The 13,870-nt window shown below is 72.7% G+C and carries 16 protein-coding genes; 5 read left to right on the top strand and 11 right to left on the bottom strand.

All coding sequences use genetic code 11. From position 1 onward, the window contains the following. Positions 1–732: sulfate ABC transporter permease subunit (locus VK640_11500; protein HTE73807.1), on the top strand; the 732-nt coding region annotated here is incomplete at its 5' end. Then, complete coding sequence (gene cysA, locus VK640_11505; GenBank protein ID HTE73808.1) at positions 729–1,685, top strand: sulfate ABC transporter ATP-binding protein; 957 nt, start codon at positions 729–731, stop codon at positions 1,683–1,685. The genes VK640_11500 and cysA, both read left to right, overlap by 4 nt. Positions 1,686–1,689: 4 nt before the next feature. On the opposite strand, the gene VK640_11510 is transcribed toward cysA, so the two are convergent. The 6 genes from VK640_11510 to paaA all read right to left on the bottom strand — a co-directional run bounded on the left by VK640_11510 (position 1,690) and on the right by paaA (position 6,127). Beyond that, positions 1,690–2,148 carry an Rrf2 family transcriptional regulator gene (locus tag VK640_11510; GenBank protein ID HTE73809.1) on the bottom strand — a complete coding sequence of 153 codons (459 nt, stop codon included), beginning with the start codon at positions 2,146–2,148 and terminating at the stop codon, positions 1,690–1,692. 259 nt (positions 2,149–2,407) lie between these two features. After that, the gene (paaE, locus tag VK640_11515; protein ID HTE73810.1) at positions 2,408–3,508 is read right to left on the bottom strand and encodes a 1,2-phenylacetyl-CoA epoxidase subunit PaaE; all 1,101 of its coding nucleotides are present in this window, start codon (positions 3,506–3,508) and stop codon (positions 2,408–2,410) included. A 30-nt stretch (positions 3,509–3,538) separates the two neighbouring features. After that, complete coding sequence (gene paaD / locus VK640_11520) at positions 3,539–4,063, bottom strand: 1,2-phenylacetyl-CoA epoxidase subunit PaaD (GenBank protein HTE73811.1); 525 nt, start codon at positions 4,061–4,063, stop codon at positions 3,539–3,541. After that, positions 4,063–4,830, bottom strand: coding sequence for a 1,2-phenylacetyl-CoA epoxidase subunit PaaC (gene paaC / locus VK640_11525; GenBank protein HTE73812.1), 768 nt, complete (start codon positions 4,828–4,830; stop codon positions 4,063–4,065). The genes paaD and paaC overlap by 1 nt, the downstream gene beginning before the upstream one ends. Continuing rightward, positions 4,830–5,198 (bottom strand): 1,2-phenylacetyl-CoA epoxidase subunit PaaB, encoded by a 369-nt coding sequence (gene paaB / locus VK640_11530; protein ID HTE73813.1) that lies wholly within the window; start codon positions 5,196–5,198, stop codon positions 4,830–4,832. Before paaB ends, paaC begins: the two co-directional genes overlap by 1 nt. Beyond that, on the bottom strand, positions 5,195–6,127 hold the full coding sequence (gene paaA / locus VK640_11535; protein HTE73814.1) for a 1,2-phenylacetyl-CoA epoxidase subunit PaaA: 933 nt from the start codon (positions 6,125–6,127) through the stop codon (positions 5,195–5,197). Before paaA ends, paaB begins: the two co-directional genes overlap by 4 nt. A gap of 89 nt (positions 6,128–6,216) precedes the next feature. Between paaA and VK640_11540 the strand changes: the two genes are divergently transcribed. From VK640_11540 to pcaF, 3 genes are read left to right on the top strand one after another with little or no spacing between them, the layout of a single operon-like run. Continuing rightward, on the top strand, positions 6,217–7,317 hold the full coding sequence (locus VK640_11540; GenBank protein ID HTE73815.1) for a glutathione S-transferase C-terminal domain-containing protein: 1,101 nt from the start codon (positions 6,217–6,219) through the stop codon (positions 7,315–7,317). A gap of 26 nt (positions 7,318–7,343) precedes the next feature. Then, entirely contained in the window at positions 7,344–7,787 is a 444-nt protein-coding gene (gene paaI / locus VK640_11545; GenBank protein HTE73816.1) for a hydroxyphenylacetyl-CoA thioesterase PaaI, read from the top strand. After that, positions 7,784–8,983 carry a 3-oxoadipyl-CoA thiolase gene (gene pcaF, locus VK640_11550; GenBank protein ID HTE73817.1) on the top strand — a complete coding sequence of 400 codons (1,200 nt, stop codon included), beginning with the start codon at positions 7,784–7,786 and terminating at the stop codon, positions 8,981–8,983. The genes paaI and pcaF overlap by 4 nt, the downstream gene beginning before the upstream one ends. Positions 8,984–8,998: 15 nt before the next feature. On the opposite strand, the gene VK640_11555 is transcribed toward pcaF, so the two are convergent. The 5 genes from VK640_11555 to VK640_11575 form a co-directional block, all read right to left on the bottom strand. Then, positions 8,999–10,525 carry an aldehyde dehydrogenase family protein gene (locus VK640_11555; protein ID HTE73818.1) on the bottom strand — a complete coding sequence of 509 codons (1,527 nt, stop codon included), beginning with the start codon at positions 10,523–10,525 and terminating at the stop codon, positions 8,999–9,001. Next, a complete protein-coding gene (locus VK640_11560) occupies positions 10,522–11,568 on the bottom strand; it encodes an ROK family protein (protein ID HTE73819.1) in 1,047 nt (348 codons plus the stop codon). The genes VK640_11555 and VK640_11560 overlap by 4 nt, the downstream gene beginning before the upstream one ends. 24 nt (positions 11,569–11,592) lie before the next feature. After that, a complete protein-coding gene (locus VK640_11565; protein ID HTE73820.1) occupies positions 11,593–12,723 on the bottom strand; it encodes a cysteine--tRNA ligase in 1,131 nt (376 codons plus the stop codon). 50 nt (positions 12,724–12,773) lie between these two features. Next, positions 12,774–13,757, bottom strand: coding sequence for a helix-turn-helix domain-containing protein (locus VK640_11570; protein HTE73821.1), 984 nt, complete (start codon positions 13,755–13,757; stop codon positions 12,774–12,776). Further along, on the bottom strand, positions 13,754–13,870 hold a 117-nt coding region (locus VK640_11575), incomplete at its 5' end, for an ABC transporter permease (GenBank protein HTE73822.1). The genes VK640_11570 and VK640_11575, both read right to left, overlap by 4 nt.

Genomic DNA, 13,870 nt, shown 5'->3' on the forward strand with positions numbered 1-13,870 from the left:
CCGGTCGGCTTGATCTTCTGGCGGACGTTCGAGAACGGCCTCGCCCCGGTCATCGACGGCCTGACCACCCAGGCCACCATCCACGCCTTCCAGCTCACCGCGGTCATCGCGTTCTGGGCCGTGCTGGCCAACACCGTCTTCGGCGTCGTGGCCGCGCTGCTGCTGGTGCGGTACGACTTCCGCGGCAAGCGGGTCCTCAACGCACTCATCGACCTGCCACTCGCGGTCTCGCCGGTCATCGTCGGCCTGTCGCTCATCCTGGTCTACGGCCGCACCACCGGCATCGGGCAGGCGCTGGCCGGCATCGGCATCGGCATCATCTTCTCGATCCCCGGGATGGTGATGGCCACGATCTTCGTCTCGATCCCCCTGGTCGTGCGGGCCGTCGCCCCCGTGCTGGAGGAGATCGGCGACGACCAGGAGCAGGCCGCGCGGACCCTGGGCGCCGGCCCGGTGCAGACCTTCCGGCGCATCACGCTGCCCTCCATCCGCGGTGCCCTCGCCTACGGCGTGGTGCTCGCAGCCGCCCGGTCGCTCGGCGAGTACGGCGCTGTGGCCGTGGTGTCCGGGCGACTCGTCGGACGGACCCAGACGGTCACGCTGCTCGTGCAGGAGCGCTACCTCAACTTCGACCAGGAGACGGCCTACGCCTGCGCCCTGCTGCTGGTCGTCACCGCCGTGCTGGCACTCGGCGTCAGCCGACTGCTCGCCCCCAAGGAGATCAAGAGATGAGCATCATCGTCCGTGACGTCGGCAAGAGCTTCGGCGACTTCGCCGCCCTGACCGACGTGTCGGTCGAGATCCCGACCGGGTCGCTGACTGCCCTGCTCGGGCCGAGCGGCGGCGGCAAGTCGACCCTGCTCCGGGTGATCGCCGGCCTGGAGTCGCCCGACACGGGCGGCGTCGAGATCGAAGGGCGCGACGCGACCCGCCTCCCCGCGCAGGACCGGGGCGTCGGCTTCGTGTTCCAGCACTACGCCGCGTTCAAGCACCTGACGGTGCAGCGCAACGTCGCCTTCGGCCTGGAGATCCGCAAGCGGCCCAAGGCCGAGATCAAGGAGAAGGTGCGCGAGCTGCTCGAGCTCGTGCACCTCGAGCGGTTCGGCCATCGCTACCCGGCACAGCTCTCGGGCGGCCAGCGGCAGCGCATGGCGCTCGCCCGGGCGCTCGCGGTCGAGCCGCAGGTGCTGCTCCTCGACGAGCCGTTCGGCGCGCTGGACGCCCAGGTCCGCAAGGAGCTGCGGGCCTGGCTGCGCCGGCTGCATGACCAGGTGCACGTCACGACGGTCTTCGTGACCCACGACCAGGAGGAGGCGATGGAGGTCGCCGACTCCATCGTGGTGATGGCCCAGGGCAAGGTGGAGCAGGTCGGCTCACCGGACGACCTCTACGACGCGCCCGCCAACGACTTCGTCATGAGCTTCCTCGGGCCGGTCACCAAGCTCGACGGCCAGCTGGTCCGGCCGCACGACATCGAGCTCTTCACCGAGACCCGGCCGGACACCACGCCGGCCGTGGTCGACCGGGTCACCCGCCTCGGCTTCGAGGTGCGGGTGGACCTCACCGTCGGCGAGGAGGAGGTCTGGGCGCAGGTGACGCGGGGGACGTTGGACCAGCTCGGGATCGAGGAGGGGCGCACGGTGCACGTGCGTCGCGCGGCCCCGGTCCGTGCCGCGGCGGTCTGAGGCGTCAGGGACGCTCGTCGACGCCGTACTTGTCGGCGATCGCGACGACGTGGCGCGGCAGCCGGCCCGACATGACGTCCTGCAGCGTGACGTCCTCGAGCACGTGGCGCAGGCTGCCCCGGACCGCGATCCAGACCGTTCGCAGGCTCTCGGTCGGGCCGTCGTAGTCCAGGGTGGCCGGGCTCACGTCCCGGACCGTCGCCAACGGGCCCTCGACCGCGCGGATGACGTCGGCGATCGCGATCTGCGCGGGCGGCCGGGCCAGCGTGTAGCCGCCCTCGGGGCCGCGCCGGCTGACCAGCAGCTTGTGCTGCTTGAGCTGGCGCAGGATCTCGAGCAGGAACTTCAGCGGGATCTGCTGGGCCGTCGCCAGGTGCTCGGCCTTGACCGGGGTCACCGAGGCGTCCGCGGCGAGCTGGACCAGCGCGCGCACGGCGTAGTCGACCCGGGCTGTCACGCGCACGGGGCACAGTGTGGCAGCACCGGGGCGACGGGCGCGCCCGGCGCGCGGGGCGGCCGGTCGCCGAAGGATGCATCCGTCCGAGGGTGCGGCCCGGAAGGCCCGGCATGCCGACGCGCCGAACCACGATTACGTCCAGCCCCCGGACAGAGATCACGTCCAGCCCCCGGAGAGACATGACATCCAGCCCCCGGACTGCTCCCGAGGACCCGACTCGGGCGACCGCGACGACCGGTGCCGACGGTCGGTCGCCCGCCGATGCTCAGGCGTCGAAGTCGAGCACGACCTCGTCGGACACCGGCCGGGACTGACAGGCGAGCACGAACCCGGCGTCGACCTCGTCGGGCTCCAGGGCGTAGTTGCGCTCCATGTCGACCTCGCCCGAGACCAGCTTGGCCCGACAGGTGCCGCACACGCCGCCCTTGCATGCGTACGGAGCGTCGGCGCGCACCGCGAGCACCGCGTCGAGGACCTTCTGCCCGGAGCGAGGCACCTGCAGCGTCGAAGCGCGACCGTCCAGCGTCACCGTGACGGCGCTCGAGCCCTCGGCGCGGGCGTCGTCGACTGCGGCCGACTCGCGGGGCGCCGTGCCCTCGACGTGGAAGAGCTCGGTGTGCACGTGGGACGCTGGCACACCGCGATCGCTCAACAGCGCCCGGGCTTCCTCGACCATCGCGAACGGGCCGCACAGGAACCACTCGTCGACCGAGTCCACCGGCACCAGCGCGTCGGTCAGCGCCCGGAGCTTCGTCGCGTCGAGCCGCCCGGAGAACAGGTCGACCTCGTGCGGCTCGCGGGAGAGCACGTGCACCAGCCGGAAGCGCTCCGGGTAGCGGTCCTTGAGGTCGGCGAGCTCGTCGAGGAACATCACCGATCCGGTGGTCCGGTTGCCGTAGAGGAGCGTCACGGTGCTGCGCGGCTCCACCTCGAGCACGGTCGACACGATGGACAGCACGGGCGTGATGCCGCTGCCCGCCGCGACCGCGCAGTAGTGCTTGGCGGCGGCCGGGTCCAGCGCGGTGAAGAAGCGTCCGGTCGGCGTCATCACGTCGACGACGTCGCCGACCTTGAGACCGCTCGTGGCGTGGCCCGAGAAGGCGCCGCCGGTCAGCCGCTTGACGCCGATCCGCAGCCGCTCCCCGGTGGCCGGCGCGCAGATCGAGTAGTTGCGCCGGACCTCCGCACCGTCGATCTCGGTGCGGACAGTCAGGTGCTGGCCCTGGGTGAACGCGTAGTCGTCACGCAGGTCGTCGGGCACCTCGAACGTGATCGCGACGGCGTCCTCGGTGAGCCGCTCGACGTGCGACACCCGCAGCGGGTGGAAGGTGCCGTGCCGTCGGCCGCCCACCGGCACCACGGGCACGACGGGACCGGTGGTGGTCTCGGTCGTCACTCAGATCGCCTTGAAGTGGTCGAAGGGCTCGCGGCAGGCCTGGCACTGCCACAGCGACTTGCACGCCGTCGAGCCGAAGCGGCTCGTCTCCCGGGTGTCCAGGCTGCCGCACTGCGGGCAGCGCACCGACAGGGTCAGGGCGACCGGGCCGCCGGCGTGGTGCGGCGCGTGCTGAGCCGTAGCTCCGGGCGGCGCGATGCCGTAGTCCTCGAGCTTGCGCCGGCCCTCGGCCGACATCCAGTCAGTGGTCCAGGCGGGTGAGAGCACCCGTCGGACCGTCACCCGCTCGAAGCCCGCCGCGCGCACGGCCTCGGCCACGTCGTGCTCGATGACCTCCATCGCCGGGCACCCGGAGTACGTCGGTGTGACGGTCACCGTGACGTCACCGTCGTCGTCGACCTCGACCCCGCGCAGCACGCCGAGATCGGCGATCGTGAGGACCGGGACCTCCGGGTCGAGCACCGCCGCCGCTGCCGACCGCGCGCGCTCGACCGTCGCCGGGCTCGCGCTCGTCGTCGGGACCATCACCAGGAGGCTCCGGGGTGCGAGCGGTGCAGGTGCTGCATCTCGGCAAGCAGGTAGCCCATGGCCTCGGTGTGCACGCCGCGCCGACCGCCGCCGGGGATCGTGGGTACGTCGTCAGGCACGACGAGGGTCGACTGGTCGAGCACCCGCCCGACGTAGGACTCCCACTCCGGCCGCAGCGTGCTGACGTCGACGGCGACACCGTCGCGGACCAGCCCCTGCTCTAGCTCGTCGGTCACGAAGAGCTCCGCGACGTACGGCCAGACGATGGCGAGCCCGGCCTGCATCCGGCGGTGCGACTCCTCGGTGCCGTCACCGAGCCGCAGCACCCACTGGGTGGCGTGGTCGCGGTGGTAGGCGACCTCCTTGACGGCCTTGCCCGCGACGCCGGCGACCGTTTCGTCGCGCGAGTCGACGAGCCGTTGAAGGAGCGCGAGCTGCCAGGTCGAGAACACGAGCTGCCGGGCGATGGTGACGCCGAACCCGTCGTTGGGCAGCTCGACCAGCTGCAGGTTGAGGAAGTCGCGCTCGTCGCGCAGGTAGGCCAGGTCGTCCTCGGTGCGGCCGGCGCCCTCGACCTCGCCCGCGTAGCTGAGCAGAGCGCGCGCCTGGCCGAGCAGGTCGAGCGCGATGTTCGCCAGCGCGACGTCCTCCTCGAGCTGCGGTGCGCGGGCGATCCACCCGCCCAGTCGCTGGGCGAGAACGAGCGCGTCGTCACCGAGACGGAGGGCGTACGTCGCGAGGGCGGGTGTGGTGGTCGTGTCCACTAGAGGTGCTGCACTTCGGCGGGGATGTCGTAGAAGGTCGGGTGCCGGTAGGCCTTGTCGGCGGCCGGGTCGAAGAACGCGTCCTTCTCGTCGGGGCTGGAGGCGACGATCGCCGCGGCTGGAACGACCCACAGCGACACGCCTTCGGAGCGGCGGGTGTAGACGTCGCGCGCGTTGCGCAGCGCCATGGCGGCGTCGGGGGCGTGCAGCGAGCCGACGTGCTGGTGCGAGAGTCCCCGGCGGGCGCGGACGAAGACCTCCCACAGCGGCCAGTCGGTGCGCGATGCCGTGGTCTCGGCCTGGTGGCCGGCGGGGACGCCGTCGACCGGCACCGCGCCGTGGCCACCGGCCGGGGTCAGCTCGCTCATGCGGCACCCGCCGAGGTGGCGCGGGCGGCCTGCTTGGCGGCGTACGCCTGGGCTGCCTCGCGCACCCACGCGCCGTCCTCGTGGGCCTGGCGCCGGTGTGCCGCGCGCTGCGCATTGCACGGGCCGTTGCCCTTGAGCACCTCGAAGAACTCCGACCAGTCGATCTCGCCGAAGACGTAGTGGCCGGTCGCCTCGTCGAGCCGGAGGTCGGGGTCGGGCAGCGTCAGGCCGAGGACCTCGGACTGCGGCACCGTCATGTCGACGAACTTCTGCCGCAGCTCGTCGTTGGAGAAGCGCTTGATCTTCCAGGCCATGGACTGCGCGGAGTTGGGCGACTGGTCGTCGGGTGGCCCGAACATCATCAACGACGGCCACCACCAGCGGTCGACGGCGTCCTGGGCCATCGCCTTCTGCGCCTGCGTGCCGTGGGAGAGCGTGTGCAGGATCTCGAAGCCCTGCCGCTGGTGGAAGGACTCCTCCTTGCAGATGCGCACCATCGCGCGGGCGTAGGGGCCGTAGGAGCAGCGGCAGATCGGCACCTGGTTGACGATCGCGGCGCCGTCGACCAGCCAGCCGATGGCTCCCATGTCGGCCCAGGTGAGGGTGGGGTAGTTGAAGATCGAGGAGTACTTCTGCTTGCCGGCGTGCAGCAGGTCGAGCAGCTCTGCGCGGTCGACGCCGAGGGTCTCGGCGGCGGAGTAGAGGTAGAGCCCGTGGCCGGCCTCGTCCTGCACCTTGGCCATCAGGATCGCCTTGCGGCGCAGGCTCGGCGCGCGTGAGATCCAGTTGCCCTCGGGCTGCATCCCGATGATCTCGGAGTGGGCGTGCTGGGCGATCTGGCGGATCAGCGTCCTGCGGTAGCCCTCGGGCATCGCGTCGCGCGGCTCGATGCGCTCGTCGGCGTCGACCAGCGCCTGGAACGCGTCCATCTGGCCGGTCGGCGCCTGCTCATAGGTCACCCGCCCCACTCTAGGCGCGGTGTGACAGCAAGTCCACGCGGTTGGCTGCAAGGTGTCACATGCTGGCGCGCTCCTCCCGGCCCGGCGGCGAGGCGGGTGGGTTTGTCCGGCGGCTGCGCGGCGAGAGTTCCGGGGTGACGGACACCCAGCAGAAGACCGGATACGTCGAGCAGAGCTACCAGCGCGACACCCGCTACCTCTCCGACCGGATCACCTCCGACGGCCGGGAGGGCTGGCCGGTCGGGCCCGATCGTTATCGCCTGGTCGTCAGCCGGGCCTGCCCCTGGGCCAGCAGGGCGGTGATCGTCCGCCGGCTGCTCGGCCTCGAGGACGCGCTGTCGATGGGCATCTGCGGGCCGACGCACGACGAGCGGAGCTGGACCTTCGACCTCGACCCCGGGGGACGCGACCCGGTCCTGGGCATCGAGCGGTTGCAGGAGGCGTTCGAGCAGCGTCAGCCGGGATACGAACGCGGCATCACCGTCCCGGCGATCGTCGACGTCCCGAGCGGGCAGGTGGTGACCAACGACTTCGCCCAGATCACGCTCGACCTGTCGACCGAGTGGACGGCCTATCACCGCGACGGCGCACCGGAGCTCTATCCGGAGCACCTGCGCGACGAGATGGACACCGTGATGGAGATGGTCTACCGCGAGGTCAACAACGCGGTCTACCAGGCGGGGTTCGCCGGGGAGCAGCGCGAGTACGAGAGGGCGTACGACACTCTCTTCGACCGTATCGACTGGCTCGGCGACCGGCTCTCCCGGCAGCGCTACCTCGTCGGCGACACGATCACCGAGGCAGATGTGCGGCTCTTCACGACGCTGGTCCGCTTCGACGCCGTCTACCACGGCCACTTCAAGTGCAACCGGCACAAGCTGACCGAGATGCCGGTGCTGTGGGCCTACGCGCGCGACCTGTTCCAGACGCCGGGGTTCGGCGACACGGTCGACTTCGACCACATCAAGCGTCACTACTACGTGGTCCACGAGGACATCAACCCGACGCAGGTCGTGCCCAAGGGGCCGGACCTGACCGGCTGGGCCTCCGCGCACGACCGCGAGTCGCTGGGCGGCCGGCCCTTCGGCGGCGGCACCCCTCCCGGCCCGGTCTCCCCCGCCGATCGGGTCCCCGCCGACCACAACCCTTCCCTGGTCTGACCCGCGGGGGACGTACCCTGGCGCGCGTGGCCAGCCCGGACGAGATCGCGCGCGCCAGCGCGGCGGCGATGCTGGCGGGGGACCGCGCCTCGGCAGCCGTCGGCGTCGAGCTGGTGTCGGTGGCGCCCGGCCGGGCCACGATGACCATGACGGTGCGGCCCGACATGGTCAACGGCCACGACATCGCGCACGGCGGCTACGTCTTCCTGCTCGCCGACTCGACGTTCGCCGTCGCCTGCAACAGCTACGGGCAGCGCACCGTGGCGGCCGGCTGCGACATCGCCTTCCTCCGGCCGGTTCGGGTCGGCGAGCGGCTCATCGCCGAGGCCACCGAGCGGCACCGGGGGCTGCGCAGCGGCCTGTACGACGTGGCGGTCCGCCGCGACGACGGCAGCGCGGTCGCCGAGCTGCGCGGCCGCAGCCGCACGGTCGCGGGCACCCTGGTCGACCCGGACGGAGCACCACGATGAGCGAGGCGTTCCTCGTCCATGGCGTCCGCACGCCGATCGGCCGCTACGGCGGAGTGCTCGCGAGCTCTCGCCCCGACGACCTCGCCGCCCACGTCCTGCGCGCCCTTGCGGCCCGGCTCCCGCAGGTCGACTGGGCGGCGGTCGACGACGTGGTGCTGGGCTGCGCCAACCAGGCGGGCGAGGACAACCGCAACGTCGCCCGGATGGCGCTGCTGCTCGCGGGCCTGCCGGAGACGGTGCCCGGCTCGACCGTCAACCGCCTCTGCGGCTCAGGTGCCGACGCGGTCGCGATCGCCGCCCGCGCGGTGCGCGCCGGTGACGCCGATCTGGTCGTCGCGGGCGGGGTCGAGAGCATGAGCCGCGCGCCGTTCGTCATGGCGAAGGCGCAGTCGGCGTACGACCGGACGGTCGCCGTGCACGACACCACCCTCGGCTGGCGATTCGTCAACCCGGCGATGGAGCGTCTCTACGGCACCGACGCGATGGGTGAGACGGCCGAGAACGTCGCCGAGGGGCACGCCATCTCGCGCGCCGACCAGGACGCCTTCGCGCTGCGGTCCCAGGAGCGCACGGCGCGTGCGCACAAGGACGGCCGGCTGGCGCAGGAGATCGTGGCCGTCGAGGTGCCGCAGCGCCGCAGCGACCCGGTCGTGGTCGACACCGACGAGCACCCGCGCTCGACCACCGCCGAAGGGCTCGCCGCTTTGAAGCCGGCCTTCCGCGACGGCGGCTCGGTCACGGCGGGCAACTCGTCCGGGGTCAACGACGGCGCGGCGGCGCTGCTCGTGGCGTCGGAGACGGCGGTCGAGCGGTACGGCCTCGAGCCGCTGTGCCGGATCACCAGCGCGGCCGCGGCGGGCGTGGCGCCGCGGGTGATGGGCATCGGCCCGCTGCCCGCGACGACCAGGCTGCTGGACCGGGCCGGCCTGCGAGCCGCCGACATCGACCTGGTAGAGCTCAACGAGGCGTTCGCCGCCCAGGTGCTCGCGGTGCTGCGCGGGCTCGGCCTGCCCGACGACGCCGAGCACGTCAACCCCAACGGCGGGGCCATCGCGCTCGGCCACCCGCTGGGCATGAGCGGCGCGCGGCTGGCCCTCACCGCGGCGATCGAGCTGGCCGACCGCGACGCCCGGCGGGCCGTCGCCACGATGTGCATCGGGGTCGGCCAGGGCATCGCCCTGCTCCTCGAGCGCTAACCGGGCAGCGGGTCGTCAGACCGAGAAGTCGACGCCTTGGGCGAGGGGCAGCTCGCCGCTGTGGTTGACCGTGTTGGTCACCCGGCGCATGTATGCCTTCCACGAGTCCGAGCCGGACTCCCGGCCGCCACCGGTCTCCTTCTGGCCGCCGAAGGCACCCCCGATCTCCGCGCCCGAGGTGCCGAGATTGACGTTGACGATGCCGCAGTCCGAGCCGTCGGGAGCGAGGAAGCGCTCCGCCTCGGCCTGGTCGGACGTGAAGATGCTGGACGAGAGCCCCTGCGGCACCCCGTTGTGCAGCGCCACCGCCTCGTCGAGGTCGCCGTAGGTCAGCACGTGCAGCACCGGCGCGAACGTCTCACGCCGTGCGACGTCGGTCTGCACCGGCAACCGGGTCACCGCCGGCTCGACGTAGAAGGCAGCCGGCGCCTCGGCGGCCAGGCGGCGGTGCCCGCCGACGAGCACCTCGCCGCCGTCCGCGACGACGGCGTCCAGCGCGTCCTCCATCGCCTCGTAGGCCCTCTCGTGCACGAGCGGGCCGACGAGGGTCGAGCCGTCGAGCGGGTTGCCCACCGGCAGCCGCCGGTAGGCCGAGGTGACGCGGTCCAGAAGCTCGTCGGCGACGCTCTCGTGCACGATCAGCCGCCGCATGCTGGTGCATCGCTGCCCCGCGGTGCCGGCGGCGGCGAAGACGATGCCCCGCGTCGCGAGGTCGAGGTCGGCCGACGGGGTGACCACGGCGGCGTTGTTGCCGCCGAGCTCGAGCAGCGACTGGCCGAGCCGGCCGGCCACCCGGGCGGCGACCTGCCGCCCCATCGCGACAGACCCGGTCGCGCTGACCAGCGGCACCCGAGGGTCGTCGACCAGTCGCCCGCCCACCTCGGCCGCTCCGAGCACCACCTGGTTCAGCCCCTCCGGCGCGCCGAGCTCGGCGGCCGCCCGGTCGAGCAGGGCGCTGCAGGCGAGCGCGGTCAGCGGCGTGAGCTCGGACGGCTTCCACACGACCGGGTCGCCGCACACCAGGGCGACCGCGGCGTTCCACGACCACACCGCCACCGGGAAGTTGAACGCGCTGATCACCGCGACCGGACCGAGCGGGTGCCAGGTCTCGGCCAGCCGGTGCCCCGGCCGCTCCGACGGCATCGTCCTGCCGTAGAGCTGGCGCGACAGGCCGACCGCGAAGTCGCAGATGTCGACCATCTCCTGGACCTCGCCGCGCGCCTCGGACCGGATCTTGCCGACCTCGAGGGTCACCAGGTCGGCCAGCGGGTCGAGGTGCTCCACGAGGAGCGCGCCGAACCGCTTCACCAGGGCACCGCGCAGCGGTGCCGGTGTCGTGCGCCAGGTCACGAACGCTTCTGCGGCGCGCCCGACCGCCCGGTCGACGTCGTCGTCGGTGGCCCAGGACACGGGCAGCAGGTCGGTGCCGAGCACCGGCGTCCGGGACGTCGAGCCACCGGACAGCAGGTCGGTGTCGACCCCGCAGGCGTCGAGGCTGCGCTGTGCGAGGTCGCGCAGCTCGTCGGCGGACGGCAGCGTCACGGCCGGCCCTCCCGCGTTTGCTCGAGCGCCGCGAACGCCGACCCTCTGGCTCCGGCCATGTCGAGGTCGGGGACGGTGGCGAACTCGGCGACCCGGGCCTGCTCGGCGCGCAGCGACGTGTTGTCGCGCACCTTGGCGAGGAACCACTCGCGGAAGTGCGGCGCGGACTCGACGACACCGCCGCCGAGGAAGTAGGCCCGGGGGTCGGTGAAGTTGGCCGCGATGGTGAACAGCCGCCCGATGGCCATCGCCTGCTGCTCGAAGACCCGCAGCGCCATCTCGTCACCCCTCTCCGCCAGTCCGCGCACCTTGCGGGCGGCAGAGACCGGGTCGCCGAGAGCGTGCAGCTCGTGGCGCGGGTAGCGGGTGAGCCAGTAGGGCAGCAGGTTCTTGGTGATCCCGGTCAGCGACGCGACGCTCTCGACGTCGCCGTAGGTCCCGCAGTTGCACAGCGGGGTCGGCTGCCCCTCCGCCAGCAGGCCGTCCAGGCTGATCGGGATGTGACCGAGCTCGCCGGCCATGCCCGCCGCGCCCTGCACGATGACGCCGTGCTCCACGACGCCACCGCCCAGCCCGGTGCCGACGATCGCGGACACCGACGACAGGCCGGGCCGGTCGCCGAAGTGCACGTGGTGGGCGTAGAGCGCTGCGGCGTTGCCGTCGTTGTTGTAGACCACCGGAAGGCCCAGCGCGTCCTCGAGAGCTGCACGCACGTCGAAGCCGCGCCACGCCAGGTCGGAGAAGTTGGTCGATCCTAGGGACGAGATCACGCCGTGGGCGCTCGCCGGCCCGGGCGTGTCCAGCCCGACGGCCCGGACGTCGGCCCGCGAGAATCCGGTGACCGCGAGCACGCCGTCGACCGAGTCGACCATCGCCGGCACCGCGACCTCAGGCCCCTCGGTGACCCTGCTGGGCAGCTCGACCAGGCGGTCGACGAGGAAGGTGCCCGCCAGGTCGAGCACCGTCGCGTTGTTGCTCGTGCCGCCGTTGTCGACACCGACGACGACCGGCCTCCCGTCGCCGGCAGCGGTCCCCTCGGTCATCGCAGTCCTCCTCGGTGCCGCCGGTCAGTCGAGTGCGAGCGTACGCAGCGCGAGCCGGGCCGCCGGGCCGCCGTGCTCCTCGGCCTCGTCCAGGGCGCCCGGCACGTCCAGGTCGTCGAGCAGCCGGGCGAGCACCCCCGCGGTCGCGGCCTCCTCACCGGGGCGACCGGCGGCGACGTACAGCCGCTCCAGCCGCTGGGCGGCCGGGCCGAGCAACGACTCGTCGTAGTCCCACGTCTGCCCCCACGGGCGGTCGAGCAGCAGCAGCCGGAGCACGGCAGGGGGAACCTTCTCGAGCACGTCGCTGACCAGCACGAGGTTGCCGGTCGACTTCGCCATCTTCTGCCCGCCGACGCAGACCGTGCCCACCGGCATCCGCGCCCGGGCGAACGGGGCGGCGCCGGTGAGCGCCTCGACCATCGCCGACTGGTAGGCGTGGTGCGGAAAGGCCAGGTCGGCGCCGCCGGCGATCACGTCGACCTGGCCACCGAGCAGCGAGACCGCCATCGCGGCGCACTCGGCGTGCCAGCCCGGGCGGCCGGGGCCCCAGGGGCTCGGCCACGCCGGGTCGCCCTCACCCGACGACTGCCAGACCGCGACGTCGAGCGGGTCGTCGCGGTGCGGGTCGTCGGGACGGTCGCCGTACGTCGTCAGCGCCTCGACCGCCGCCGCCCGGTCCAGCCCGGCCCGCGCCGGCACCTCGCTCCCCCGTAGGTACACGCTGCCGTCGCGCTCGTACGCCGCGCCGAGCACCACCAGTGCCTCGGCGAGCTCGACCACCGACTCGATGTGGGCGCCGGCGCGCGGCGCGTGCGTCGGCGGCGCGACCCGCAGCGCGCGCATCGACCGGTCGAACAGGAACTCCTGGGTCGCCGCGAGCTCGTCGTAGAAGCGGCCACGCTCGGTCGCGACCTTCGACAGCACGTCGTCGACGTCGGTGACGTTGCGGCAGCTCAGGACGTCACCACCGGTGCCCCGCAGGGTGCGCACCGCCGTGTCGGCCCACACGAAGGTCGCAGCGTGGCCGAGGTGCGTCACGTCGTAGGGCGTGATGCCGCACACGTAGACCCGGGCCGGGCTGACCACCGGCAGCACCCGACCGGCGAGGCGCAGCGGTGCCCGCCGGGCCTGCCGGAGCGAGCCGTGCCGCAGCATCTCCGCACTCGGCTCGGCCATGCCTGCATCATGCCGGACCAGGCGTGCGGTCAGCAGGCCTCGGCCTCGCCGGACTGCCGCGCCCGGAAGCAGGTGCGGTAGGCCTGCGGCGTCGTGCCGAGCTGGCGCCGGAAGAGGTGGCGCATGGTTGCGGCCGACGGGAACCCGCAGCGGCGGGCGATCCGGTCCACCGACTCGTCCGTGGTCTCGAGCAGGCACTGCACCTGCAGCAGCCGCTCCCGGATCAGCCACTGGTGCGGTGTCATGCCGGTCGCTCCCCCGAAGCGCCGGGTCAGCGTGCGCGGGCTGACGTGCAGCCGCTCGGCGAGGTCGGGCACCGACAGCTGCTTGTCGAGGTTCTCCCGCATCCACTCGAGCAGCGTCTTGACCGGGTCGTCCGGCAGCGTCATCAACGGGGCGTCGACGAACTGCGCCTGACCGCCCGGCCGGTGGCCGGACAGCACCAGCCACCGCGACAGGTCGCTGGCCGCCTGCGCGCCGAAGTCCTGGCGCACGACGTGCAGCGCCAGGTCGACCGCCGCCGACATGCCGGCCGAGGTGAAGACCCGTCCGTCGTCGACGAACAGGGCACGGGGGTCGACCGCCGTGCGAGGGAACAGCTGCTGGAGCTGGTCGGCGTGCGCCCAGTGGGTGGTCGACCGGCGGCCGTTCAGCAGCCCGGCGAAGCCCAGGACGAACGCCCCCGAGCAGACCGACATGATGCGTGACCCGTTGGCGTACGCATGCCGCACCGCCCGCAGCAGCGGCGTCGGCGGGCACTCCTCCGGCCGGGCCCGCCAGCCAGGGACGATGACCAGGTCGGCGGAGTACAGGCCCTCGAGGCCGTGCGTGGCGTGGGCCGTCAGTCCGCTGTCGAGGGTGACCGGCCCGGGCTCCAGCCCGCACAGCCGCAGGTCGTACCACGAACCGAACCGGCGGGAGTAGTCGACGCCGAAGACCTCCTGGATCGCGGCGTACGTGTAGGTCAAAGTGCCCGGCAGCACGACGACGCTGACCTGCGGACGTGGCTTCACGCGAGCCTCACCCTCGGGTCGATGACGGCGTAGAGGATGTCGACCACGAGGTTGGCGACGATGACGAAGGCGGAGGCGACCAGCACGGTGGCGGTGATCACCGGCAGGTCGGC

This window comes from Actinomycetes bacterium, assembly GCA_035489715.1.
Classification (GTDB): domain Bacteria; phylum Actinomycetota; class Actinomycetes; order JACCUZ01; family JACCUZ01; genus DATHAP01.